Raw genomic sequence first — 25,044 nt, 5'->3', positions numbered from 1 at the left:
CAAAATGTGCTGCGTAACGCGCTGTCACAACAGAAAAATTCTCTGTTTTCGGCCGATTAATGTCCGGACACGAATGATAATATGACGTAATTCGGTTTTTGTGGGGGCTCCCCGTTAACAGCGAGCATGATGCATGAAGTTCTGGAGATTCTGGCTAATACTGGTGGCGCTGTTTCTTGCTGGATGCAGCAGCCACGTTCCGCAGAGTACCCGTTTGGGCGATGCCAGCGAGGTGCGATCGCAGTTGCACGCCCAACTGGCGAAGTGGCGTGGCACGCCCTATCGCTATGGCGGGCTGGATCAGAACGGTATCGATTGCTCCGGTTTCGTTTATCTGACGTTTCGTGATCGGTTCGGCCTGACGCTGCCGCGTTCTACCGAGGAACAAACTGAAGTCGGCACTCGCGTCGACCGCGACGCGCTACTGCCGGGCGACCTAGTCTTTTTCCGTACCGGTAGCGGCGAGAATGGGCTGCATGTCGGTATTTACGACAATAATGACCAGTTTATTCATGCCTCCACCAGCCGCGGCGTTATGCGATCGTCGTTGAACAACGTTTACTGGAAACGGGCCTATTGGCAGGCCCGCCGCATCTGATTTTCCGGCCGCCCAACGGCGGTCTGCTGCTATTCGGAGTTTCGTCATGCCTGCACTGCGTTTGCTGATTTCCGATTCTGTCGACCCCTGGTTTAATCTGGCGGTGGAAGAGTGCATTTTCCGCCAAATGCCGACCACGCAGCGGGTGCTGTTTTTGTGGCGCAATGCTGAAACCGTGGTGATCGGTCGGGCGCAGAACCCGTGGAAAGAGTGTAATACCCGGCGCATGGAGCAGGACGGCATCAAACTGGCGCGGCGCAGTAGCGGCGGCGGGGCGGTATTCCATGATCTCGGCAATACCTGTTTTACCTTCATGGCGGGCAAACCCGGCTATGACAAGAGCGTTTCCACCGGCATTATCCTGCGGGCGTTGACGACGTGCGGGGTGACGGCGCAGGCATCGGGGCGCAACGATCTGGTGGTCGAAACCGCGGATGGCGTCAGAAAGATTTCCGGTTCCGCCTATCGGGAAAGCGCCGATCGCGGTTTTCATCATGGTACGTTGCTGCTGGCGGCCAATCTGTCCCGTCTGGCGGATTACCTCAATCCGGATGTTAAGAAACTGCAAGCCAAAGGTATTGCATCTGTACGCTCGCGGGTGGCTAATCTGGTGGAGCTGTTACCGGAGATTAGCCATGAGACGGTTTGCGATGCCATTACGCAGGCATTTTTCGAACATTATCAAACCCGGTGCCAGCCGGAAATTATCTCACCTGACGTTTTGCCGGATCTGCCGGGATTCGCTGAATTGTTCGCGCGCCAGAGCAGCTGGGCGTGGAATTTTGGTCAGGCGCCGGAATTTAGCCATATGCTGGATACCCGTTTTGACTGGGGCGGTGTAGAACTGCACTTCGATGTGGAGCGTGGCGTCATCAGCCGCTGTCAGCTTTTTACCGATAGCCTCAATCCCACACCGCTGGAAGCGCTGGCTGAGCGGCTGGAAGGGGTGTCATACCGCCCGGATGCGTTGCTGGTGGTCGGCGAGCGTCTGGCGGTAGATTTTCCTCAACAACATAACGAAATAAACGCGTTGATTGTCTGGTTATCGGAAGGTATTCGTTAATAATTTGAAATGGGTATTAGGGCTTTGTCTGAAAAATGAAAAACGGATTGTTTTTCGACACCGCCGAATTATAGATTAGTATCGGTTTCGTTAGTAACCAAATGGTATTCGCGTGAAAAGAATTGGGGTTATTTATTATATATTCTTACGGGTGTTTAGGCGCACGTTGTTGAATCAGCATAATATTATGCGCCCCGTCTGAATATTATTGTTAATAATCCTTAATGTTTCTGAAGTGGTAGCGGCGAATAGGACTAGGTCAGACATGTGTTGTTTGACTGCCCGTTACGGCGGGTTCAACCTTTTAATCTGGCTATAACACTATGCGTATCCAGCTTGAAGTTGACTATGTCAGTCAGTATCTTTTCTCTCCGATTTATCATCTGGACTCACGGTTGCTGGCGCTAGAGATGATCGGGCGTTTCCAGAGCGCGGCAGGAAATTTGTCCATGCCACAGGAAATCTTACTGGGCATGCTGAGCCGCCGGCAGAAGCAGACGTTGCTGAGAGAGCAACTGGCAATTCTGAAAGATAAATCAGCCTGGTTTATCAATAACCGGGTGACCGTTCTGCTGAAGATCGATCATACATTGACGGAGTTTCTGATTAACGATGAGTCACTGGGGCGTGAGTTTCGTGCGCTGCCTTTTTTGCAACTTGAAATTAATGAGAATTTCCCTGATATATCCCGTGGGCGAGATAACGCCCAATTAACTAAATTAAGCCAGTCTTTTGATTTGTGGCTGGATAATTTTGGTTCCGGGAAAATGAATCTGAAACCATTTTATGATGGCATGGTTTCCAGTGTGAAAATGGACGCCGCGTTTATCAATAAATTATTAATTCGACCCGCGTCTGTTTCTATTATTAATCCGATGTTGCAGGTGATGAAAAAACATTGTCCCTCGCTGCAAGTCGTGGCGAAAGGGATTGATAATATAGCCAGTTTTGAAAAAATCTGTGAGCTTGACGTCAACGCTGTACAGGGGCAATTATGGCCGTCCTTGTCGCCGGAAGCGCTGGATAATGCGCTGATGCCGGTAGCCTGTTACGGATGAGTGAATGCGGGCGTTCTTCGTCTGTGGTCGACGCCCGCTACTTGTTTGCCATCCGCCAGCTATCTTATTTGCACTATTAATTTTTCCATACGGCGAATATCCCTATATTTACTCCGTGTTAATTCTCCTGTCGCAGTTCTACACTGACGAGAAAAGGGGGAATTATGCCGCATCGCCTTCTATTCAATAACCATTATCACCAGCAACTTCCGGGGTTTTACACCGAGCTGACACCCACGCCATTGCAGGGCGCGCGTTTGCTATATCATAACGCCACGCTTGCTCAGGAACTGGGGTTATCGGAAGACTGGTTTGACGGTGACAACAGCCGCATCTGGGCCGGAGAACAGCTGTTACCGGGCATGGCGCCGCTGGCTCAGGTATACAGTGGTCATCAGTTCGGAGTCTGGGCCGGGCAGTTGGGTGACGGGCGCGGTATCCTGCTCGGACAACAGCAACTGGCGGATGGACGTACACAAGACTGGCATCTCAAAGGCGCGGGCTTGACCCCCTATTCACGCATGGGAGACGGCCGGGCGGTATTGCGCTCCGTAGTGCGCGAATTTCTGGCGTCGGAAGCGTTACACCATCTCGGCATCCCCACCACGCGAGCCTTGACCATCGTCAGCAGCGACCATCCGGTACGGCGCGAGCAGGAAGAACGGGGGGCGATGCTATTGCGGGTGGCGGATAGCCATGTCCGTTTCGGTCACTTCGAACATTTCTACTACCGCCGCGAACCGGAAAAAGTGCGCCAACTGGCGGAGTATGTCATCGCATGCCACTGGCCGCAGTGGCAGCAGGAAACCGATCGCTATTACCTGTGGTTCTGCGATGTCGTGGAACGCACCGCGCGGTTGATTGCTCACTGGCAGGCCGTTGGGTTTGCCCACGGTGTGATGAATACCGACAATATGTCCATTCTTGGTCTTACCATCGACTACGGCCCGTACGGTTTTATGGACGATTATCAGCCCGGCTACATCTGTAATCATTCGGATCATCAGGGGCGTTACGCATTTGATAATCAGCCGGCGGTGGCGTTGTGGAATCTGCACCGCCTGGCGCAGTCGCTATCGGGGCTGATGTCCAGCGATATCCTGCAACGGGCGCTGGACCGCTATGAACCCGCGTTGATGCAGCGTTTCGGCGAGCTGATGCGCGCTAAACTCGGCTTTGATACGCCGCAGGCGCAGGATAATAGGTTGCTGGTGGAGTTGTTGAAGCTGATGCAGCGTGAGCTGGCGGACTATACCCATATTTTTCGACTCTTGTCGGAAACAGAACGGCACAGCAGCCACTCACCTTTACAGGACGTGTTTATCGATCGTCCGGCATTTGACGGTTGGTTCAGTGCGTACCGTCAGCGGCTGGCGTTGGAAAGCGTGGAGGATGCTGAGCGCCAGCGTCGCATGAGGCAGTCCAACCCGCGTTATGTGTTACGTAATTATCTTGCTCAGCAGGCTATCGAACAGGCGGAACGAGAGGATGTCGGCTTGCTCGGGCGTTTGCATCAGGCATTACGTCAACCGTATGCGGATCAGCCGGACATGGCCGATCTGGCCGCGTTGCCTCCGACATGGGGTAAACATCTGGAGATTTCCTGTTCCAGTTAAATTTCCTGATCCAGCTAAAATGTGCGGCCCCGGTAGGCGAAGCCGGTGGGGAAAGATAAGATAACCGACTGTATGATGGTCAGAATTAGGGGAGTAACTGGCTTATTATTTCCCATGCCGCGCCGTAAAATCAGTATAAACTAGGGAGTACCCCGCCATTATTCGTGACGCGGGTTTGCCCGTCAGGGCGAACTATTCCGATGCGGTTATATTCCGATGCGCCACGGCGGTTTGTTGCAACGGATATATCGGTTGCGAAAAATAATTGGCTAACAGAAACGGCCGGTTGCGAAAAACGCGGTGTGATAAAAGCAGTGTCATTTTATGTACAGGGGATAAATGGATGTTGTTAGTCGAACGAAATACGCAAAGACTGCTTCTGGGGGTAGCCGGCTCGATTTGGCTGGGTAGTCTGTTGACTTCGTTTTCCGCTCAGGCGGTTCCGCCGACTGCATCGGGCAGTGCGGTACCATCGGTCGTGTCAAAAAGTCATACCTCTGTTACCGCTGGTTTGCCTGCCGGTATTTCACCGCATTATCTTAGCGAGTTGACCGCGCTTTATACGCGCCAGCACATGCAGCCGATGTGGATCGACAGCAGCGTCGTTAAAGCGTTTCAACAGCAGTTGGCGGAAGTCGCGCTTTCCGGTATTCAACCTCAATTCACCACCTGGGTCACCTGGTTGACCGATCCGAAATTAAACGGCTTTGCCCGCGATGTGGTGCTGTCGGATGCCATGCTGGGGTACATGCAGTTTGTTGCCGGGGTGGAGAAAAACGGCAACAGTTGGTTGTACAGCAGCGTTCCCTATAAGTTGTCCATGCCATCGGCGGCGATGATTGAACAGTGGCAGCAGGCGGTTGCATCGGGCAACGGGCTGGCGTTTATGGCGTCGTTGGCGCCGCGTCATTCCCAGTACGCAAAAATGCACGATGCGTTGAAAACCATGCTGACGGACAACCGCCCCTGGCCGAAACTGGTACTGGCGGACTCACTGCGCCCCGGCGATGAAAGCAGCGCTTTACCGGTGCTAAAAGAGATTCTGCTGCGAACCGGCATGCTGAATCAGGATGGTGCCGCGATGCCGCTGTTTAATGAGGCGTCGTCAGGTAATGTATCGCCGCTGCGTTATGAAGGAGAGGTTGTGGAGGCGGTGAAACGCTTCCAGCATTCGCAAGGGCTGCAGGATGACGGTGTGATCGGTAAACGCACCCGCGACTGGCTCAATGTCTCTTCGCAGATGCGCGCGACGCTGCTGGCGTTGAATATCCAGCGCCTGCGACTGGTGCCGGACAAAGTCAGCAGCGGCATCGTGGTCAACATTCCCAACTACTCGCTCAGTTACTACCAGAATGGCGCGGAGATTTTGTCGTCCAGGGTGATTGTCGGTCAGCCGAAACGCAAGACGCCGCTGATGAACAGCTCATTGAGCAATGTGGTGATGAACCCGCCGTGGAACGTGCCCACCACACTTACCCGCCAGGACATCATTCCTAAAGTCATTCAGGATCCGGGGTATCTGCAGCGCCACGGTTACACGGTATTGTCGGACTGGACCGAAAGCGCCCAGCCAATTGATCCTTCGATGATCGACTGGCCGATGGTTTCGGCCGGCAACTTCCCGTATCGCCTGCGTCAGGCGCCGGGAGACAGCAATTCGCTGGGGCGTTACAAGTTCAATATGCCGAATACGGACGCCATCTACCTGCACGACACGCCTAACCACAATTTGTTTCAGAAAGATATCCGGGCGTTAAGTTCGGGATGCGTGCGCGTCAACAAGGCGTCGGAGCTGGCGGCGTTGCTGTTGCAGGACGCTGGCTGGAACAATGCCCGTATTTCGTCAACGCTTGAACAGGGCAACACCACCTACGTGGCGGTGCGCCAAAGGGTGCCGGTGAATTTCTACTACCTTACCGCCTGGGTGGCTGACGATGGTAAGCCGCAGTTCCGCACAGATATTTACAATTATGACGATACGGTGAAAACCGGCGCGCTGGCTTTGTCCAGGGTCGGATTATTATTACAGTAAGTATCCGTAATGCTGGCAATTCTCGGGTTGCATCGACGGGCGTTGTCAGGCGAAAAGGGATGGGAGACCGCGCCGGGGTTGGCGTAAAGCCGGTTGACGGGTCTGCCGCAGGCAGTTAAGGTGCAAAGCGGTGCATTATAAGCACCGCTTCACCCGTTGTTCTTCGCTTCGCTTTTTTAGCCCAGGGTACTCAAGCTTTATGGAACACATTGATAATCATCGACGCAAATGGCTGGCGCTCGGCGGGGCGGCGTTAGGGATAGCGCTCCTACCGGGTCAATCGCTGGCTTCGTTATCCACTGCTCGTCCGCGCATTCTTACGCTGAACAATATCAATACCGGTGAGCGTCTCAAAGTCGAATTCTTCGATGGTCGTCGTTATAACAAAGACGAGTTATCCCGGCTGAACCATTTCTTCCGCGATTATCGGGCGAATAAGGTTAAAACTATCGACCCGGCGCTGTTTGATCAGCTATACCGGCTGCAAGTTATGTTGGGTTCTACCAAGCCGGTACAGCTGATCTCGGGTTATCGTTCTTACAGCACCAATGAAGATTTGCGGTCGCACAGTAAGGGCGTGGCAAAACAGAGCTACCATACCCAGGGAAAAGCCATGGATTTCCATATCGAAGGCGTCCAACTGGCTAATATCCGAAAAGCCGCGATGAAAATGCGTGCCGGCGGCGTTGGCTATTACCCGCAGAGCAATTTTGTGCACATCGATACCGGTGCGATTCGCACCTGGTAACCTGAGTCGCTGAGTGGGTGAAATCGGCCTGTCCCTTGAACAAGGATTGAAGTAAAACGGAGCGGTATGAAGTACCAGATTATTCCTGTCACAGCTTTTAGCCAGAATTGCACACTGTTATGGTGTGAAAAAACGTTGCAGGCCGCCATTGTGGATCCCGGCGGCGAAGCAGACAAAATCAAGCAGGTGGTGGCGCAGACCGGTGTGACGGTAACCCAGATCCTGTTGACGCATGGTCATTTGGATCATGTGGGCGCTGCTGCTGCGCTGGCCGAATATTTTCAGGTGCCGATTGTCGGCCCGCAACAGGCGGATGCCTTCTGGCTTGACGGGTTACCTGCCCAGAGCCGGATGTTCGGTTTAGATGATTGTCCGCCGCTGGTACCGACCCGTTGGCTGGAAGAAGGCGACACCGTCGCCATTGGTGAATCGGTATTATCCGTTCTGCACTGCCCGGGGCACACGCCGGGTCACGTGGTGTTCATTGATGAGCAGGCGCGTTTCGCACAGGTTGGCGATGTGATTTTTCGTGGCGGAGTGGGGCGTAGCGATTTCCCGCAGGGTAACCATCAGGCGCTGGTGGATTCTATCCGCAACAAGCTGTTCCCGCTGGGCGATGATATTGTCTTCATTCCGGGCCACGGGCCAACGTCCACGCTTGGCGAAGAGCGTAGAACTAACCCGTTTGTGCGCGATACCAACTGATTCCTGTTTTATCCGCGCAAAAAAGCCAGCAAGTATGCTGGCTTTTTTGTTTCTATTCGCCCTTTGGGAAGGGCGATGACTGTTATGCATTACATCACGGCAACGATGGCTTCGCACAGCGGCGCCATGTTTTCCGGCGTCATGCCTGCCACGTTGATTCGGCCGGAGTTCACCGCGTAAATACCAAATTCGTTGCGCAGACGCAGCACCTGATCCTTGTTCAGTCCGCTGAAAGAGAACATGCCATTCTGATTGATGATAAAGGAGAAATCCTGATTGGCACCTTTTTCCTGCAGTGTACTGACGAACAGGTGGCGCATACGCTGAATACGTTCACGCATTGCCGTCAGTTCCTGTTCCCAGATATTACGCAGTGACTCGTTGGACAGCACCGTAGCCACCACCGCCGCGCCGTGTGACGGCGGGTTGGAGTAGTTGGCGCGGATCGCCGCCTTCACCTGGCTGAATGCGGTGTCGACAGTGGCGGCATCTGCCGCCACGATAGTGCAGGCGCCGACACGCTCGTTGTACAAGCCAAAGTTTTTGGAGTAAGAGCTGGCGACGACTAACTCTTTGTGTTTGGCTGCAAAAATACGCAGCCCTGCGGCGTCTTCATCCAGACCGCGGGCAAAGCCCTGATAGGCGAAGTCGAATAACGGCAGCCAGCCTTTTTCCAGCGCCAGATCGGCCAATTGCGCCCACTGCGCTTCCGTTGGGTCGATACCGGTGGGGTTATGGCAACAGCCATGGAACAGCACAACATCGCCGGCCTGAGCCGCGTTGAGGCTGGTCAGCATACCGTCAAAATCCAGTGCGTGGTTGACAGCATCGTAGTAGGTGTAATCACAGACTTCGAGACCGACGGCTGAGAACACATTTTTGTGGTTCGGCCAGCTCGGGTTACTGACCCAGATACGTTTGGCGCTGGTTTGATTGGCGATGAAGTCTGCGGCAACACGTAGACCGCCGGTGCCGCCCGGCGTCTGTGCGGTGCGCGCGCGTTTGTTCGCAATGATCTCGCTCTGCTTACTGAACAACAACTCCTGGGTGCAACGGGCAAATTCCGGTATGCCATCGATGCTCAGGTAGTTTTTGGTGGTTTCTGTTTCCAGCAACAGCTGTTCCGCTTTTTTAACACTGGTAAGTACCGGCGTCTTACCTGTTTCATCTTTATAGACCCCAATCCCCAGATTGATTTTATGAGGACGCTCGTCAGCGCGAAACAAGTCAGCCAGCCCCAGAATCGGGTCGGCAGGTGCGGCAGAGATTTTTTCAAACATTGCGAAGTAATCCATGACAGAGAGTAAACAGAAATAGCAGGTTAACGCCAGCGTCCGGCTTTGCCAACCGTTTGCATCAAAAGAAACGGAAATAGTGATGACGGAAGGGAGCTCGGGATTTTTTCCTGATAACCGACAAAGTCGGCGCATGCGCCGACTTTGTCGTAGGTAGCGTGAATGGGGTCAGTCAGAACTGATAGACCAGACCGGTGAACACGGTATCATCGGTCTTTCGGGCAAATGGGTTATTGGCGCTGCTTATCAGATTGCGCAGGTAGGCGACATTCATGACGATGTTCTTATTGAACGTGTAATTGCCCCCTAAACTGGCATATCGGGTGGTATAGCCGCTGGAGCCTTGTCCGATACCAGTATCATCGTCAGCCTTCGCAGATACGTATGCCAAAGAAGGTGTGAATCCAAAGTCAAAGTGATATTGCGCTACAGTTTCAAATATTCTGGTTTTATCAGCAAAGGCGGTGATTGAGGTGCCTATTGGCGTCAGGTTATGGAATATGCCATACATAATCGCCAAATAGGTACTATTGGCATCATATTTTATTCCGGCTGCCCAGGCGTCTGCTTTATTGCCTTCACTTGTCGCTCGCTGTGCAGTCGTTCGGTTGACGGTTTCATAAGATGCGATAACGCCTATATCGACAGGTGTCGTATAGGCGGAAGATATTCCCCAGCCATTACCGGCTTGAAGTGCGGCATTGCTGGAGTCACTATGCCGGGATTGATATTGCAGACCAATATCCCATCCATCGACTATGCCGAAGAAATCTTTGTTGCGATACGTGGCCACACCAGAGGTGCGACCGGTAATGTTGTCGGTGTAGCCTTGATCGTTGCCAAATTCAGGCAACACGTCAGTATAGGATAAGCCGTCGTAGGCAATGCCTTTATTTCTTCCGTAATCAATACTGCCATATTTATTGAATTTCAAGCCGGCGTACGCGTAGCGTGTTTTCCCGTTAACCGCGTTGGCGTCTTCCGCCCGGCTGGCATCAAAGTGATATTCGTAATTGCCGTAACCTGTAATACCCTGGGTGAGCTGTGATTCACCTTTTACCCCCAGACGTGCATACGTTGAATCACCATTCCCTTTGAAACTATTGGTTTTATCGCCAAAGTAATAAGCTGATCGTACTTTGCCATACAGATCAAGCTTATTACCATCTTTATTATAAACCTCAGCTGCACTGACCAGACCAGTTGAAAATAACAATACTGATGTGGTTAGCGTATTTATCAAGTGCTTCATCATTCGCATTACCCTCGTTATGTGTTATTGACCATTGAGACACTTCTTTCTGGCGGCAATAGATAATCAGCAGAAATATTGCCGATGCTTTGTTGTGCCCATCAGCAGTCTCACATCGGGGGGAAGCTTTAGTCAGATTGGAAATGATACGAGAACGGCGTTGGTGAAATATTATGTTTTTATTCGAATCAAAATATTACATTTCATTTTTATTTCTTTATTTTTTAATAATAAACAATGGGTTGAAGATGGATTTGTTTGTTTTATTTTTATTAATTTTAAATGTGATTTTAAATACTGATTTAAGCACGAGTTTTATTCTTATAAATATATCAGCCATACTGCAGATTACAGGGGGACAGAATCCCGGAAGCTTAGGGTGCCAGTGGTGCCGCTGGCAAGCACCTCGCGTTCTCTGGTGCGTATCAGCGAGGCGTGTGGATATGGTCTTGGTGCTAAGCGGCAATTGAAATAATCTTAATAAGATAGGTAATGCTTGTCAGTGCCGCATCAAAGCAAACTGGGCCAACCTTAAGGGAAGGCATTCCCCTGGGAATCTTTCCCCGTGGTTTTCTGTCTGGCAGGCTTAACTGTTCGGCATCACTAACCAGATAGACTATTGCTGAGGTCAGTTCCAGAATCAGGTAAGTAGCACCGGCAGAGCTTTTTAAGTATCGCCCGGCGTTGCCAACTGTTTGCATCAAAAGAAACGGAAATAATGGTTGTTGGTGGTATAAATGTCTTATGAGGTGTCTCATCGGTGCTGAGCCTGTTTGTAGGTCATTTCGCCTTTTTCGACCTGTTCACTCAACAACGGCTAATTTAACGGATAGAGGATAATCACGCTGGGTACGTTTGAATTCTGCCATCATCACGTTCTCCGGATTTAAGTCTGGAACGTGTCAACACTATTCAGGACGGGCCAGACCCAAAAATAAAGCCGAGGCTATGCCTCGGCTTTATGCAGTATCTATTCAGAAAAGTGATACTAAGTTAGAACTGGTAAACCATACCTACAGCAACGCGGTCGTCAGTTGCCATTTTGTATGCATTGCTACTGCTCAGCAGGTTCATGTCATACTCTGTATAGGTCGAGAAGTTCTTATTGAAGGAATAGGTCAGAGCATAGCTGACATATTTCACGATGTAATCATTCTGAGTTGTTGCAGCAGTATCATCTTTCGCTTTAGCAGAAACATAAGCGATAGATGGTTTCAGGCCGAAGTCAAATGCGTACTGGGCAACAGCTTCAAAAACTTGTGTTTTGTCAAAAGCAGTACCGCCAGATCTGGTTGAGCCAGTGTTGAAGGAGCTGAAACCAACATAGGACAGGTTACGGTATTCACCGTAAGTTGCTGCCACATAGATGCTGTTGGCATCGTATTTCAGGCCAGTAGCCCACATTTCTGCATCAGTGCCGCGACCATCGTCAATTACAGAAGAACCATTGGCTTTGTTTGCACGATTAACATGGCCGTAAGACCCGGTAATGCCTACGCCCATCGCAGAAGTATAGGAGGTAGATAGGGCGTATCCAGCACCAAGGTTGTTTCTGACATTAGTGGAGTCAGTATGTGCAGACTGGTAGCTCAGGCCGAAGTTCAGGCCATCAACCAGACCGAAGAAGTTCTTGTTGCGATAGTTGGCAACACCAGAGCTACGACCAGTAAAGCTGTTGGTGTAAGCAGAATCACCGCCCCATTCCGGCAGCACGTCGGTATAAGAGATACCGTCGTAAGACACGTTGCGGTTACGACCGTAATCCAGAGAACCAAAGTTGGCAAATTTCAAACCAGCGTAAGCATAGCGGGTTTTACCGTTGGCACCGTTAGTATCTTCAGCGTTAGCGGCATTGAATTGGTATTCTAAACGGCCGTAACCAGTCAAATCGCTGTTGATTTTGGTTTCACCCAAGAAACCCAGACGGGCGTAAGTTTTGTCGCCGCTGTTGCCGTTATCTTTGGAGAAGTAGTGCAGACCATCAATTTTACCGTTCAGGTCCAGTTTGTTGCCGTCTTTGTTGTACACTTCTGCTGCGTTGGCTGCGCCTGCAGCCAACAGTGCCGGGATAACCACTGCCAGAATATTACGCTTCATCATTATCAATACCCTCGTTGTGTTATATCACCTGCATCGGTATTACAGAAAAATCTGTAAGGAACTTCTCATCTAAGCAGGTGTCTTTCTGTGTCCGCTGGCAGTGTTTCATCAGGTATTGGGTTTATCTACAATGAATATGCTACCAATGTGACAAAATGGAAACATTTTTAAAGATTTTGTGTCAAATTACTAATTAAATATTGCTTTTTATAAAAATGAAATAAAACAGTAATATATTTGACATCTAAGTGGTGAGATTTCACTCGCTGGTTATGAAAGGTTTATGGTTTTTTTAGTAATGTGTTTTTTGGTTTAATAAAAAATAAATTTTTCTGTCACGTAGCGGTAATGGTTTAGAGGGACGATAAAGTGTATTCAGACGGGGAATTTTTGTTATGTTATGCCTAGGCATAATAAATATGAAGACTATGTCAGGTGTTCAAGAAAAAAACGCCGACCAAAATACATTAGTCGGCGGTATAGGTAGCATTGATATTGCTACAATAAAATCATGCAGCAATAGCTAATCCGATTAGAACTGATAAACTATACCGACAGCAACGATGTCGTTAGTGGACAAACCGTAAGCGTTGTTGCTGTCCAGCAGGTTGATATCGTATTCTGTGTAGGTAGAGAAGTTCTTATTAAATGAGTAAGTCATACCTAAGCTAACATATTTGGTAATGTAATCATCGGTACGTGCAGCAGAGGTATTGTCTTCGCCTTTGGCTGTGACATAACCAATACTCGGTGTCAGACCGAAGTCAAAGTTGTACTGAGCAACGGCTTCAAAGATTTTTGTCTTATCAAAAGCATTGTTGCCGCGGATTGCACTAGATGTGTTGTTACTGAATGTACTGTTAGCAATATAAGTCAGGTTGTGGTATTCGCCATAGGTGGCAGCAACATAGACATTGTTTGCGTCGTATTTCAGACCGGTCGCCCAAGCTTCGGCTTTATCACCACGGCCATCGGCAATTTGAGTTTCGGAGCGATTGGCTTGAGTATATGACCCAACAACACCGACACCAAACGGTGCTGTATAGCTAGAAGAAATTGCCCAGCCAGCGCCAGTTTGCTTCTGAATTCTGCTTGAGTCGCTATGTGCTGATTGGTAGCCCAGAGCGAAATCCCAACCATCTACCAGACCGAAGAAGTTCTTGTTACGGTAAGTAGCAACACCAGAGTTACGACTAGTCAGGTTATCGGTGTATGCCTGGTCGCCACCAAATTCCGGCAGTACGTCGGTGTAAGAGATACCATCATACGCAACGCTACGGTTACGACCGTAATCAATAGAACCGAAATCACTAAATTTCAGGCCAGCATACGCATAACGAGTTTTACTAGCATTAGCGCCACCATTGGTGTCTTCAGCCTGGCTAGCGTTAAAGTTATGTTCAAAACGACCATAACCGGTCAGATCTTTCGTAATCTGTGTTTCGCCTTTGAAACCCAGACGAACATAGCTTTGATCGCCTTTGTTGTTGTCATCTTTGGAGAAGTAGTGCAGGCCAACAACTTTACCGTTCAGGTCCAGCTTGTTACCGTCTTTGTTGTACACTTCAGCCGCGTTAGCTGCGCCGGCAGCCAACAGAGCCGGGATTACCACTGCAAGAAGATTGCGCTTCATCATTATTACCCTCATTGGTGTTATTAAGACAGCTGGATCACAGTAAAAGAATTCTGACGGAACTTTAATGTGAATCCAGTTGTCTTCCTGTGTCTGAACGCAGTTTTCCATTCACCCGCCCGTTAATCTACTCTTTAAATGATACTAATTTCTAATTCGAGTAACCATTGGAAAATATGTGTTTCATATTGTAAAATTTACGGAACTTTGTGAGCAAACTCTAAAATAAAAAAAGAAGGGCACCCATAAGGTGCCCTTCTTATTACATATATCTGTTTTTCTTATGTTATTTTTTGCTTAGAAGGTGGCGCTGCGCGGTGTGCGCGGGAACGGAATGACATCGCGCACATTTTGTACACCGGTTACATAAGCAATCAAACGTTCAAAACCAAGACCGAAACCAGAGTGAGGAATGGTGCCGTAACGACGCAGATCACGGTACCACCAGTAATCTTCCTTACTGAGCCCCATTTCTTCCAGGCGGATATCCAACTGTTCCAGACGTTCTTCACGCTGGGAACCACCGATAATCTCGCCAATGCCCGGTGCCAGCACGTCCATCGCCGCCACGGTTTTGCCGTCGTTGTTCATGCGCATATAAAAGGCTTTGATGTCTTTCGGGTAATTTTTGACGACGACGGGTGCCTGGAAGTGTTTCTCCGCCAGATAGCGTTCGTGCTCGGAGGACAGGTCGATGCCCCAGGACACCGGGTTTTCAAACGTCTGCCCGCAGTTTTCCAGAATGGTGATGGCATCGGTGTAATCCACCTGGGCGAAGTCGGAGCTGACAAAACGCTCCAGCCGGCTGATCGCTTCTTTATCTACGCGTTCAGCGAAGAATTTCATGTCATCGGCACGTTCTTCGAGTACAGCCTTGAACACAAACTTCAGCAGGTTTTCCGCCAGTGCGGCGACGTCGTCCAGCGTTGCAAATGCCACTTCCGGTTCGATCATCCAGAACTCCGCCAGATGGCGGCTGGTGTTGGAGTTTTCAGCACGGAAGGTCGGCCCAAAGGTGTAGATTTTGGACAATGCACAGGCATAGGTTTCGCCGTTAAGCTGGCCGGATACGGTCAGGAACGCTTCTTTACCGAAGAAATCTTCGCTGAAATCTACTTTGCCCTGATCGTTGCGCGGCAGGTTTTCCAGGTCCAGTGTGGATACCCGGAACATCTCGCCGGCACCTTCGGTATCGGAGGCGGTAATGATCGGGGTGGATACCCAGTAGAAACCGCTCTGGTGGAAGTACCGGTGGATCGCCTGCGCCAGCGTGTGGCGCACACGGGCGACGGCACCGACCAGGTTGGTGCGTGGGCGCAAGTGCGCGACTTCACGCAGGTATTCGATGCTGTGGCGTTTGGCCGCCATCGGGTAGGTATCAGGATCTTCCACCCAGCCGACGACCTTGAGTTCGCTAGCCTGCAGCTCAAAGCTCTGGCCTTCGCCGGGGGACTCCACCACTTTGCCGGTCACTTCCACCGAGCAGCCGGTAGTCAGACGCAGGACATCGCTCTGGTAATTGGCAAGATTATTATTGACGACGGCCTGTAGCGAATCAAAGCAGGAACCGTCATAGACGGCAATAAAGGAAATACCGGCTTTAGAGTCTCTCCGGGTACGTACCCAGCCGCGCACGGTGACGTCACTGTCAACGGCGACACGGCCTTGCAGTACGTCGACTACAGGCACTACGCTCATAACATTCTCTCTATTGGTGAAATTTAATGGGTAACTGTCACTGCCCGGAAACGGGCGTTTCGTTATGTTACTTGTCGTTAGGCAGGACACAAGCAGAAATCACCGGAACGCGCCAAGTTTTACGCGATTCCGGTGCTGCTGGCTTAAAGAGTAGTCAGTCGTGCGGAAGGCGCGACGTTCAGGAGGCTTTTTTTACTCGCGGCAGATCAAACGCTTTACGCAGCTCGCTGACGAACGCCTGATCCTGGCAAATGGTTTTTCCCGGGCTGTCTGACAGCTTGGCCACCGGTTTGCCGTTACACTCCACCAGTTTGATGACGATATTCAACGGCTTGACACCGGGGATATCGCAGGTCAGGCGAGTGCCGATACCGAAGACCACGTTGATGCGTTGCCCGAAGTGGCGATAAAGGTGCAGCGCTTTTTCCAGATTGAGGTTATCGGAGAACACCAGCGTTTTACTCATTGGATCGATATCCAGCGCATGATAATGGGCGATGGCTTTTTCACCCCATTCGATCGGGTCGCCGGAATCATGCCGTAATCCCTGATAACGACGGGCGAATTGTAGGTCAAAGTCGCGCAGGAAGGCGTCCATGGTGATGCAGTCGGTCAGCGCGATACCGAGCTGCTCCGGGTATTCCAGCAGCCAGGCATCCAGCGCGGCGCGTTGGCTGCTGGCCAGCGTTGGGCTGATCTGCTGATGGGCCTGGAACCATTCGTGCGCCTGGGTTCCGACCGGCGTCAGTTGCAGCCGCCGTGCCAGGTCGTAGTTGCTGGTGCCGATCAGGTAAGGGAACTCCGCCTTGAGGGTGCGCACGATCTGGTGCTGAACTTCATGAGAGAAACGACGACGGGTGCCGAAATCCATCAGTCTGAAGCGGCTGAGGTCGGTATCGGCGCTGTGCTGGTGAAACCGCGCCAGCGTGTCGTGCAACTGGTTGAGTGCAACCGCGACGTGCTCGCCGGGCGTGCGGGCGCGGTGCACCACTTCACTGATGACCGCAAGCAGCGGCACTTCCCACAGAATCACTTCGCGCCACGGCCCGGTGATACGAATATCCAGCTTGCCCTGATGATTGCTGACGCGGATTTGCGCCGGATTAAAGCGGAAGGTTTTCAGCCAGTCGAGATAGTCGGTTTTGAAAAACGGCAGCGAGGCGAGGTAGGCGTACTCATCGTCATGCAGCGACAGTTGGCTCATGGCCTCTACCTGCGCCCGGATCTCATCGGCATAGCTTCCTAACAATTCATCGCCGCGGCAGCGAAATTCGGCGGCTACATGCACATCATGGTAGTGATGGTACACCGCCTGTTGCATGTGCAGTTTATAGGCGTCGGTATCCAGCAATGAGGTCAGTATCGGGGCAGTGTGTAAAGTCATAATGCGTTACCGCATCCTCGTTTAATGCAATTTACAAGCTAATGCAAGTGACTGTCATCGTCATCGACAGCGGGAGCCAGCTGTCTGTTCAATGAGGCTTATCACATCATATTGGGCGGATGAAGGCGAGATTCAATCGTGCGATTGTGACAAAAAAGTATCTGTTTTTACCGTCTATTTAACATGAGTGGTTGAATTATAATGTTTTTTATACTAAACAAAATTACCGGGAAATCCGGTTCGCCATGACGACCACGCATGAAAAGCAGGAAAGTTTGCATTCCGGCAGTCACTCCCCTTTAATAGACGTAACAGCCTGTTGAATAACGGAACTGCGTACAAAGTAGACGGGAACAGTCGCGTAAGCAGGCGATAATACCGTTTCCCACGCACCGGCAAAGAGAGGTCGGCGCAGGAGGGCGGTTTACCCTTGTTTACTGTGTGAATAAATAACTGTGTGAATACATAAAGGACGGCGATCATTGCCTGGCCACGCGAGTTCGTCGTAGCCGGCAGCATTCGGCGTGTTAACCGCGCTTTTTTTGCTCTTCTCTATTAAGGAAGAGTGGATGCGCAGCCAGAGCATCCTGCGCCGTCATCATTACTGCTGTCATTAAGGTAATCAGTCATGAGTCAACAACCACAAGTCAAATACCGGCACGATTACCGCGCGCCGGATTATACCATTACCGACATCGCGCTGGATTTTGACCTGCACCCGGAACAGACCCGGGTGATAGCCGTCAGCCAGGTCGTGCTGCAAGGGGAACCGGGCGCAGCGCTGAAACTGGATGGCGAAGGACTGAAATTACTGAGCGTTCAGGTCGATGGTCAGGACTGGCAGGCGCACCGTGTGCTGGAAGGCGGTCTGGAACTGACCGGATTGCCGGAGAAATTCACGCTACGGATTGAAACGGAAATCAGCCCGGCGGCCAACAGCGCGCTGGAAGGGTTGTATCAGTCAGGCGACGCGCTGTGCACCCAATGCGAAGCGGAAGGATTCCGCCACATCACCTATTATCTGGACCGCCCGGACGTTCTGGCGCGTTTCACCACCCGCATTACCGCCGATAAAGCGCGCTACCCATATCTGCTCTCCAACGGTAACCGCGTGGCGCAGGGGGAACTGGATGAAGGCCGCCACTGGGTGGAATGGCAGGACCCGTTCCCGAAACCCTGCTACCTGTTTGCGCTGGTGGCCGGTGATTTTGATGTGCTGCGCGACAGTTTCATCACTCGTTCCGGCCGAGAAGTGGCGCTGGAGCTGTTCGTGGATCGCGGCAATCTCGATCGTGCCGACTGGGCGATGACCTCGCTGAAGAACGCCATGAAGTGGGATGAAACCCGTTTTGGTCTGGAATATGACCTCGACATTTATATGATCGTGGCGGTGGATTTCTTCAACATGGGGGCGATGGAAAACAAGGGGCTGAACATTTTCAACTCCAAGTATGTGCTGGCCAAAGCCGAAACCGCCACCGACAAGGATTATCTCGGTATCGAAGCGGTGATCGCCCACGAGTATTTCCATAACTGGACCGGTAACCGCGTGACCTGCCGCGACTGGTTCCAGCTTAGCCTGAAAGAAGGGCTGACGGTGTTCCGTGATCAGGAGTTCAGCTCCGACGTCGGTTCGCGCCCGGCCAATCGTATCGATAACGTGCGCGTCATGCGCGGCGCGCAGTTCGCTGAAGACGCCAGTCCGATGTCCCACCCGATTCGTCCGGATCAGGTCATCGAGATGAATAACTTCTATACCCTGACGGTGTATGAAAAAGGGTCGGAAGTGATTCGTATGATGCACACGCTGCTGGGTGAAGAGAAATTCCAGGCCGGGATGCGGTTGTATTTTGACCGTCATGACGGCAGCGCCGCCACCTGCGATGACTTTGTGCAGGCGATGGAGGATGCCTCCAGCGTCGATCTGTCTCAGTTCCGCCGCTGGTACAGCCAGTCCGGCACGCCGGTGGTGACGGTGCGCGACGATTACGACGCCGCGACCCGTCAGTACCGTCTGCACGTCAGCCAGATGACGCCTGTCGGCGCCGATAAGCAGCCCAAGCTGCCGCTGCATATCCCGCTGGATGTGGAGTTGTACGATACCGAAGGGCAGGTGATCCCGCTGCGCCAGAAAGGGCAGAAACTGGGCTCGGTGCTGAACGTGACCGAAGCGGAGCAAACGTTCGTATTTGACGATGTTCCCTGCCAGCCGGTGCCGTCGCTGTTGCGTGAGTTCTCCGCGCCGGTAAAACTGAACTACTCCTGGAGCGATGAGCAACTGACGTTCCTGATGCGTTATGCCAGCAATGCGTTTTCCCGCTGGGACGCGGCCCAGAGCCTGCTGGCCAACTACATTCGCCTGAATGTGGCGCGTTACCAGCAAAAACAGCCGCTGTCATTGCCGATGCACGTGGTGGACGCCTTCCGCGGCGTGCTGCTGGATGACAAACTGGACCCGATGCTGGCGTCTCAGATCCTGTCGCTGCCGGGCGAAAATGAAATGGCCGAGCTGTTTGAGATCATCGACCCGGACGCCATCACCGCGGTGCGCCAGTCGCTGACGCAGACGCTGGCGCAGGAAATGGCGGACGAGCTGCTGGCGGTCTATCGCGCCAACAAACTGGCGTCCTACCGTGTCGATCAGCAGGATATGGGGAAACGTGCGCTGCGCAATCTGTGCCTGAGCTATCTGGCGTTTGCCGATCGCGAGCAGGCGGACGCGCTGGCGGCGGCGCAGTTTACCGATGCCGACAACATGACCGATTCGCTGGCGGCGATGGCGGCGTCCGTTGCCGCGCAACTGCCGTGCCGGGATACGCTGCTGGCGGCGTTTGACGAGCGCTGGCATCAGGATGGTCTGGTGATGGACAAATGGTTCGCCTTGCAGGCCAGCAGCCCGGCCAGCGATGTGTTGAGCCGGGTGCGTGAATTGCTCAACCACCGTTCCTTCAGCCTGAACAACCCTAATCGCCTGCGCTCGCTGGTCGGTTCGTTCTGTGCGGGCAACCCGTCGGCATTCCACGCGGTAGACGGCAGCGGCTATCAGTTCCTGACCGAGATGCTCAGCGATCTGAACACCCGCAACCCGCAGGTGGCTTCCCGCCTGATTGAACCGCTGATTCGCCTCAAACGTTACGACAGCGGCCGTCAGGCGCTGATGCGTCAGGCGCTGGAAACGCTGAAAGGGCTGGAAAACCTGTCGGGCGATCTGTTCGAGAAGATCACCAAGGCGCTGGGGGCGTAGGCACAATTCAATAATATCAATATGATATTGATATGATAGAAGTAAAAAACCACCGCTGTCAGCAGTCGGTGGTTTTTTTATACCCTGAGCGGGGAGCCTGTATCAGGCGTGTGCCTGCGTCCGGTGCGGTGTGTCACCGGACGGCGTCAGAATTCGCTCCAGCACCTGTGCTTCCAGCTCCGCCAGCCGGGCGGAGCCGCGGCGGCGCGGTCGTGGCAGGTCAATCGCCACATCCAGCCCGACCCGGCCTTCTTCGATCAAGATCACCCGGTCGGCGAGTGCAACAGCTTCGCTGACGTCATGCGTCACCAGCAGAACGGTAAATCCCTGTTGCAGCCACAGTGATTCAATCAGCCCCTGCATCTCGATACGGGTCAACGCATCCAACGCGCCCAGCGGCTCATCCAGCAATAACAGACCGGGGCGATGGATCAGCGCACGTGCCAGCGCCACCCGCTGTTTTTGTCCGCCGGACAGCGCGGCCGGCCAGTCGGCGGCCCGTGATGACAACCCGACCGCGTCCAGCGCCTGATACGCGGCCGTACGCCACTCGCCGCGCAACCCCAACCCGACGTTGTCGAGCACTCGCTTCCACGGTAGTAAGCGCGCTTCCTGAAACATCAGCCGGATATCGCCGCGCGCCTGACGCAGCGGGGCGCGGCCGGCCAGCAACTCTCCGTGGCTTGCCTGCTCCAGACCGGCCAGCAGACGCAGCAGGGTGCTCTTGCCGCAGCCGCTGCGGCCGACCACGGCGACGAACTGGCCGGCCGGAATGTGCAGGTGCACGTCATTCAGAATAGTACGCTGACCATAGCGCTTGGTGACGCCGTTGATCAGCAACGGGGTGCCGGCGTTAAGGCGGGCCGGTGCAGCGGTGTTGGGCGCAGCGTGATTAAAAGTCATGCATGTTCCTCCGTTAATTGCCAACTGGGGTGCCAACGCAGCCAGATGCGCTCCAGCGTCAGGGCGATGACGTCAGCCAGTTTGCCCAGCAGGGCATACAGAATGATCGCCACCACCACCACGTCGGTTTGCAGAAATTCGCGGGCGTTCATCGCCAGATAGCCGATGCCGGAGCTGGCGGAGATGGTTTCCGCCACGATCAGCGTCAACCACATCAAGCCGAGCGAGAAACGCACGCCGACCATGATCGAGGGCAGCGCGCCGGGCAGCAGCACCTCGCGGAACAGTCGGAAGCCGGACAGTCCATAACTGCGCGACATTTCCAGCAGACCGCTGTCGATGTTGCGGATGCCGTGATAAGTGTTGAGGTAGACCGGGAACAGGGTGCCGAGCGCCACCAGAAAGATCTTGGCGCTCTCTTCAATGCCGAACCACAGGATCACCAGCGGGATCAGAGCCAGATGCGGCACGTTGCGCAGCATTTGCACCGAGGTGTCCAGCAAGCGCTCGCCGGTGCGAGACAGCCCGGTGATAAAACCGAGCGCCAGCCCCAGCGCGCCGCCGATGGCAAACCCGGTCAGCGCACGCCAGGTACTGATACTGAGGTGTTGCCACAGTTCACCGCTGCGGGTCAGCCGCCAGAAGGTCACGGCAATCGCTTCCGGCGAAGGCAGGATCCGGGTGGAGAGCCAGCCGACGCTGGACGCAAGTTGCCAGACTATCACCAGCAGCAGCGGCAGCAGCCAGGGTGTCAGGCGTTCGACAAGTGGCGTCAGTCTCTTGCGCATGCGGCAGCCCTCAACTTTGCGCCGCTTTCAGCAGCGGGACAAACTCGTTGCCGACGATTTCGCCTTGCGAACGCAGGGGCTGCGGCTGCGGCACGTCCGGCACCGCCACGTCCAGATGCGGAAACAGCAGTTCGCCCACTTTGTAGGCTTCCTCCAGATGCGGGTAGCCGGACAGAACAAAGGTATCGATACCCAGTGAGGCGTATTCCTGGATGCGTTGCGCCACGGTTTGCGGGTCGCCCACCAGCGCGGTGCCGGCGCCGCCGCGTACCAGACCGATACCGGCCCACAGGTTGGGGCTGATCTCCAGTTTGTCGCGGCGACCGCCGTGCAGCGCCACCATGCGTTGCTGACCCACCGAGTCAAAACGTTTCAACGATGCCTGCGCCTGGGCGATGGTGTCGTCGTCCAGCCGGGAAATCAGGCGGTTGGCGGCCTGCCAGGCCTCTTCATTGGTTTCGCGCACAATCACGTGCAGGCGGATGCCGAAACGTACGCTGCGCCCCTGTGCGGCGGCTTTGGCCCGCACGCGATCCAGCTTTTCTTTCACCTGCGCCGGTGGCTCGCCCCAGGTGAGGTAAAGTTCTACCTGTTCGGCGGCCAGATCCAGCGCTGCGTCGGACGAGCCGCCGAAGTAGAGCGGCGGGCGCGGCTGTTGCACCGGCGGGTAGTGCAGTTTGGCGCCTTTCACCTGAATATGCTTGCCGTCGTAATCGACGGTTTCGCCCTCCAGCACCCGCCGCCAGATGCGGGTAAATTCGGCGGACGCTTCATAGCGTTCCGCATGATCGAGGAACAGCCCTTCGGCGGCCAGCTCGTCCGGGTCGCCGCCGGTAACCAGATTGAACAACGCCCGGCCGTTGGACAGCCGGTCCAGCGTGGCGGCCTGACGGGCGGCCAGCGTCGGCGAAATGATGCCGGGGCGCAGCGCCACCAGAAAACGCAGGCGCTGGGTGACCGGGATCAACGACGAGGCCACCAGCCAGGAATCTTCGCAGGAGCGGCCGGTAGGGATCAGCACGCCGCCGAAACCCAGTCGGTCCGCCGCCTGGGCGATCTGTTGCAGGTAACCGTAATCAACCGGGCGGGCGTTTTCGCCTTTGCCAAAGTAGTGTCCGTCGCCGTGAGTAGGCAGGAACCAGAAAATATTCAGACTCATTGTCATCGTCTCCGTGAAATCAGGCAGGATTAGTGTGCTGCCGGGGCGCGCCAGATACGGCTGGCGATGTCCAGCCTGGTAGGAATCAGGCGGTTTTCGTAAAACAGGTCGGCGGTGTGCTGCTGCGCCTGTAGCGTGCGTTCATCCACCGGTTTGATCACCGTCAGCGGACGATGGTCGAAATAGGTGCTGATAACGGCTTCCGGCAACCCCATCGCGTTGGCCAGCAGCGTAACGCTCTGCGAACGCTGGTTGATGGTCAGGGCGTCGGCCTGGGTTAGGGTGTTGAGTAACTGTTGTAGAAAAACGCCGTGTTGCTCGGCGTAACGGCGGGAGGCCAGATAAAACGAACCGGTCAGGTTCAGATCGGTGCCGTCGGCCAGTACCCGCACGCCGCCTTGCAGCAGCGCGGCGGAGTAGTAAGGATCCCAGATGGTCCAGGCGTCGACGTTACCCTGCTGGAACGCGGCGCGGGCATCGGCCGGCGTCAGGTAGGCCGGCTGGATATCGGCGAAGGTCAGCCCCGCTTTTTGCAGGTTGCGCAGCAGCAGATTGTGAGAGCTGGAGCCTTTCTGGAACGCTACCTTGCGGCCTTTCAGGTCGGCGACGGTTTTGATCGGGCTATCGTCCCGAACCAGAATCACCTCGGCTTTAGGCTTGGGTGGTTCAACGCCGATGTAGACCAGATCGGCGCCGGCGGCCTGTGCGAAGAGCGGCGGGATATCGCCGGTACTGCCGACATCAATGCTGCCGATGTTGAGCGCTTCCAGCATTTGCGGCCCGGCCGGGAATTCAATCCAGCTGATTTTGGTATGCGGGAACTGCTTTTCCAGCAGTTGGTGGGTTTTAGCCAGCACCAGACTGACCGAGCCTTTCTGAAAACCGATGCGCAACTGTTCTGGGTCGCTGGCCGCATGGGCGAGGGCGGATACGCCGAGTGCGCCAGAGAACAGCAGTGTCAGGGCGGCTTGTTTAATCCGGGACAGCATAAGCATTCTTTCCTTATATGAAAAAGAGGGTCAGGCGCTGTGGCGAAAGGGTTCGGGTTGACGGCGAATCAACGCCTGAAAGAAGATATTCAAGGCGTCTTGCAGACGGGCTTCCAGCGCATCGGTAAAGATCGGGGTACGGTCGTAGTGGCTGATCTGGCTGTCATCCGCGAATACGCCCTGCAGGATTTCCTGTGCTTTCAGGGCGTTCAGCACCGGTTTAAGGCTGTAATCCACCGCCAGCATGTGGGCGACGGAACCGGCGGTGGACAGCGGCAGCACCACTTTGTGTTCCAGCGCCCGTTCCGGCAGCACGTCCAGCAGGGCTTTCAGACCGCCGGAAAACGACGCTTTGTAAATCGGGGTGGCGACCAGTAGGCCGTCGGCGCTGGCGAGTTGCTCGTTCAGGGTTTGCAGCGCCGGGCTGTCGAAGCGGGCATTGAGCAGGTCTTCCGGCGGAAAGTTGTGCAGGTGCCACGGCAACACCTCGGCGCCTTTGGCTTCCAGCCATTTTCCGGCGTGATGCAATAAAGCGGTTGAACGGGAAGGGTAACGTGGGCTGCCTGCCAGCGTTATAACGCGCATAGTGACTCCTTATATACCCGTCATACTTCAAGTTGCAGATGCGTTGGCTTTCTTACTCGGCCCATCCCTGGGCCTCGCCCTTTTAGGGTCGCAGCGAGCTGCGTTCAACTCTGCTCCCGGCAGATTTGTCACTCACCCCAGTCACTTACTGATGTAAGCTCCTGGGGATTCGCTGCGTCGCCGCGTTACAAGAC

At 53.9% G+C, this 25,044-nt stretch carries 19 protein-coding genes; 8 read left to right on the top strand and 11 right to left on the bottom strand.

Annotation, left to right across the window (positions count from 1 at the left end; genetic code table 11):
* Positions 1 to 133: 133 nt before the first annotated feature.
* The 7 genes from DDA898_RS13295 (at position 134) to DDA898_RS13265 (ending at position 7,820) form a co-directional block, all read left to right on the top strand.
* Positions 134 to 598 carry an NlpC/P60 family protein gene (locus tag DDA898_RS13295; protein WP_013318402.1) on the top strand — a complete coding sequence of 155 codons (465 nt, stop codon included), beginning with the start codon at positions 134 to 136 and terminating at the stop codon, positions 596 to 598.
* 46 nt (positions 599 to 644) lie between these two features.
* On the top strand, positions 645 to 1,661 hold the full coding sequence (gene lplA / locus DDA898_RS13290) for a lipoate--protein ligase (RefSeq protein WP_038911443.1): 1,017 nt from the start codon (positions 645 to 647) through the stop codon (positions 1,659 to 1,661).
* A 323-nt stretch (positions 1,662 to 1,984) separates the two neighbouring features.
* Positions 1,985 to 2,719: an EAL domain-containing protein gene (locus tag DDA898_RS13285; protein ID WP_038911442.1), complete on the top strand. Its 735-nt coding sequence runs from the start codon at positions 1,985 to 1,987 to the stop codon at positions 2,717 to 2,719.
* A 164-nt stretch (positions 2,720 to 2,883) separates the two neighbouring features.
* The gene (locus DDA898_RS13280) at positions 2,884 to 4,335 is read left to right on the top strand and encodes a protein adenylyltransferase SelO (protein WP_038911441.1); all 1,452 of its coding nucleotides are present in this window, start codon (positions 2,884 to 2,886) and stop codon (positions 4,333 to 4,335) included.
* 343 nt (positions 4,336 to 4,678) lie between these two features.
* Positions 4,679 to 6,367: a L,D-transpeptidase gene (gene ldtD, locus DDA898_RS13275; protein WP_038911439.1), complete on the top strand. Its 1,689-nt coding sequence runs from the start codon at positions 4,679 to 4,681 to the stop codon at positions 6,365 to 6,367.
* A gap of 199 nt (positions 6,368 to 6,566) precedes the next feature.
* Positions 6,567 to 7,115, top strand: a complete 549-nt coding sequence (gene mepK / locus DDA898_RS13270; protein WP_038901494.1) for a peptidoglycan L,D-endopeptidase MepK — start codon at positions 6,567 to 6,569, stop codon at positions 7,113 to 7,115.
* Positions 7,116 to 7,181: 66 nt separating this feature from the next.
* Complete coding sequence (locus DDA898_RS13265; RefSeq protein ID WP_013318396.1) at positions 7,182 to 7,820, top strand: MBL fold metallo-hydrolase; 639 nt, start codon at positions 7,182 to 7,184, stop codon at positions 7,818 to 7,820.
* Between the two features lie 89 nt (positions 7,821 to 7,909).
* Here the strand turns inward: DDA898_RS13265 and DDA898_RS13260 are convergent, their stop codons facing one another.
* The 6 genes from DDA898_RS13260 to pncB form a co-directional block, all read right to left on the bottom strand.
* Positions 7,910 to 9,100, bottom strand: a complete 1,191-nt coding sequence (locus tag DDA898_RS13260) for an amino acid aminotransferase (RefSeq protein WP_038901492.1) — start codon at positions 9,098 to 9,100, stop codon at positions 7,910 to 7,912.
* Positions 9,101 to 9,287: 187 nt separating this feature from the next.
* Positions 9,288 to 10,370, bottom strand: coding sequence for a porin (locus DDA898_RS13255; RefSeq protein WP_038911438.1), 1,083 nt, complete (start codon positions 10,368 to 10,370; stop codon positions 9,288 to 9,290).
* Between the two features lie 990 nt (positions 10,371 to 11,360).
* A complete protein-coding gene (locus DDA898_RS13250; protein WP_038911437.1) occupies positions 11,361 to 12,467 on the bottom strand; it encodes a porin in 1,107 nt (368 codons plus the stop codon).
* A 532-nt stretch (positions 12,468 to 12,999) separates the two neighbouring features.
* Positions 13,000 to 14,103: a porin gene (locus tag DDA898_RS13245; RefSeq protein WP_013318389.1), complete on the bottom strand. Its 1,104-nt coding sequence runs from the start codon at positions 14,101 to 14,103 to the stop codon at positions 13,000 to 13,002.
* Positions 14,104 to 14,397: 294 nt separating this feature from the next.
* A complete protein-coding gene (asnS, locus tag DDA898_RS13240) occupies positions 14,398 to 15,798 on the bottom strand; it encodes an asparagine--tRNA ligase (RefSeq protein ID WP_038911436.1) in 1,401 nt (466 codons plus the stop codon).
* Between the two features lie 178 nt (positions 15,799 to 15,976).
* Positions 15,977 to 17,182 (bottom strand): nicotinate phosphoribosyltransferase, encoded by a 1,206-nt coding sequence (gene pncB / locus DDA898_RS13235; RefSeq protein ID WP_038911435.1) that lies wholly within the window; start codon positions 17,180 to 17,182, stop codon positions 15,977 to 15,979.
* Between the two features lie 628 nt (positions 17,183 to 17,810).
* Here pncB and pepN point away from each other — a divergent pair.
* Entirely contained in the window at positions 17,811 to 20,426 is a 2,616-nt protein-coding gene (pepN, locus tag DDA898_RS13230) for an aminopeptidase N (protein ID WP_038911434.1), read from the top strand.
* Between the two features lie 102 nt (positions 20,427 to 20,528).
* On the opposite strand, the gene ssuB is transcribed toward pepN, so the two are convergent.
* Genes ssuB through ssuE form a run of 5 tightly spaced genes read right to left on the bottom strand, consistent with a single transcriptional unit; the run spans position 20,529 to position 24,850 of the window.
* Positions 20,529 to 21,329, bottom strand: coding sequence for an aliphatic sulfonates ABC transporter ATP-binding protein (ssuB, locus tag DDA898_RS13225; protein ID WP_038911433.1), 801 nt, complete (start codon positions 21,327 to 21,329; stop codon positions 20,529 to 20,531).
* The gene (gene ssuC / locus DDA898_RS13220; RefSeq protein ID WP_013318383.1) at positions 21,326 to 22,117 is read right to left on the bottom strand and encodes an aliphatic sulfonate ABC transporter permease SsuC; all 792 of its coding nucleotides are present in this window, start codon (positions 22,115 to 22,117) and stop codon (positions 21,326 to 21,328) included. Before ssuC ends, ssuB begins: the two co-directional genes overlap by 4 nt.
* 10 nt (positions 22,118 to 22,127) lie before the next feature.
* On the bottom strand, positions 22,128 to 23,276 hold the full coding sequence (ssuD, locus tag DDA898_RS13215; protein ID WP_038911432.1) for an FMNH2-dependent alkanesulfonate monooxygenase: 1,149 nt from the start codon (positions 23,274 to 23,276) through the stop codon (positions 22,128 to 22,130).
* Positions 23,277 to 23,305: 29 nt separating this feature from the next.
* A complete protein-coding gene (locus DDA898_RS13210) occupies positions 23,306 to 24,265 on the bottom strand; it encodes a sulfonate ABC transporter substrate-binding protein (RefSeq protein WP_038901484.1) in 960 nt (319 codons plus the stop codon).
* Between the two features lie 30 nt (positions 24,266 to 24,295).
* A complete protein-coding gene (gene ssuE / locus DDA898_RS13205) occupies positions 24,296 to 24,850 on the bottom strand; it encodes an NADPH-dependent FMN reductase (RefSeq protein WP_038911431.1) in 555 nt (184 codons plus the stop codon).
* Positions 24,851 to 25,044 lie beyond the last annotated feature (194 nt).

Origin of the sequence: Dickeya dadantii NCPPB 898, from assembly GCF_000406145.1 — a bacterium.
Classification (GTDB): Bacteria; Pseudomonadota; Gammaproteobacteria; order Enterobacterales; family Enterobacteriaceae; genus Dickeya; species Dickeya dadantii.
The sequence above is the reverse complement of the archived record's forward strand: the minus strand, read 5'-3'. Positions and strand labels throughout refer to the sequence as shown.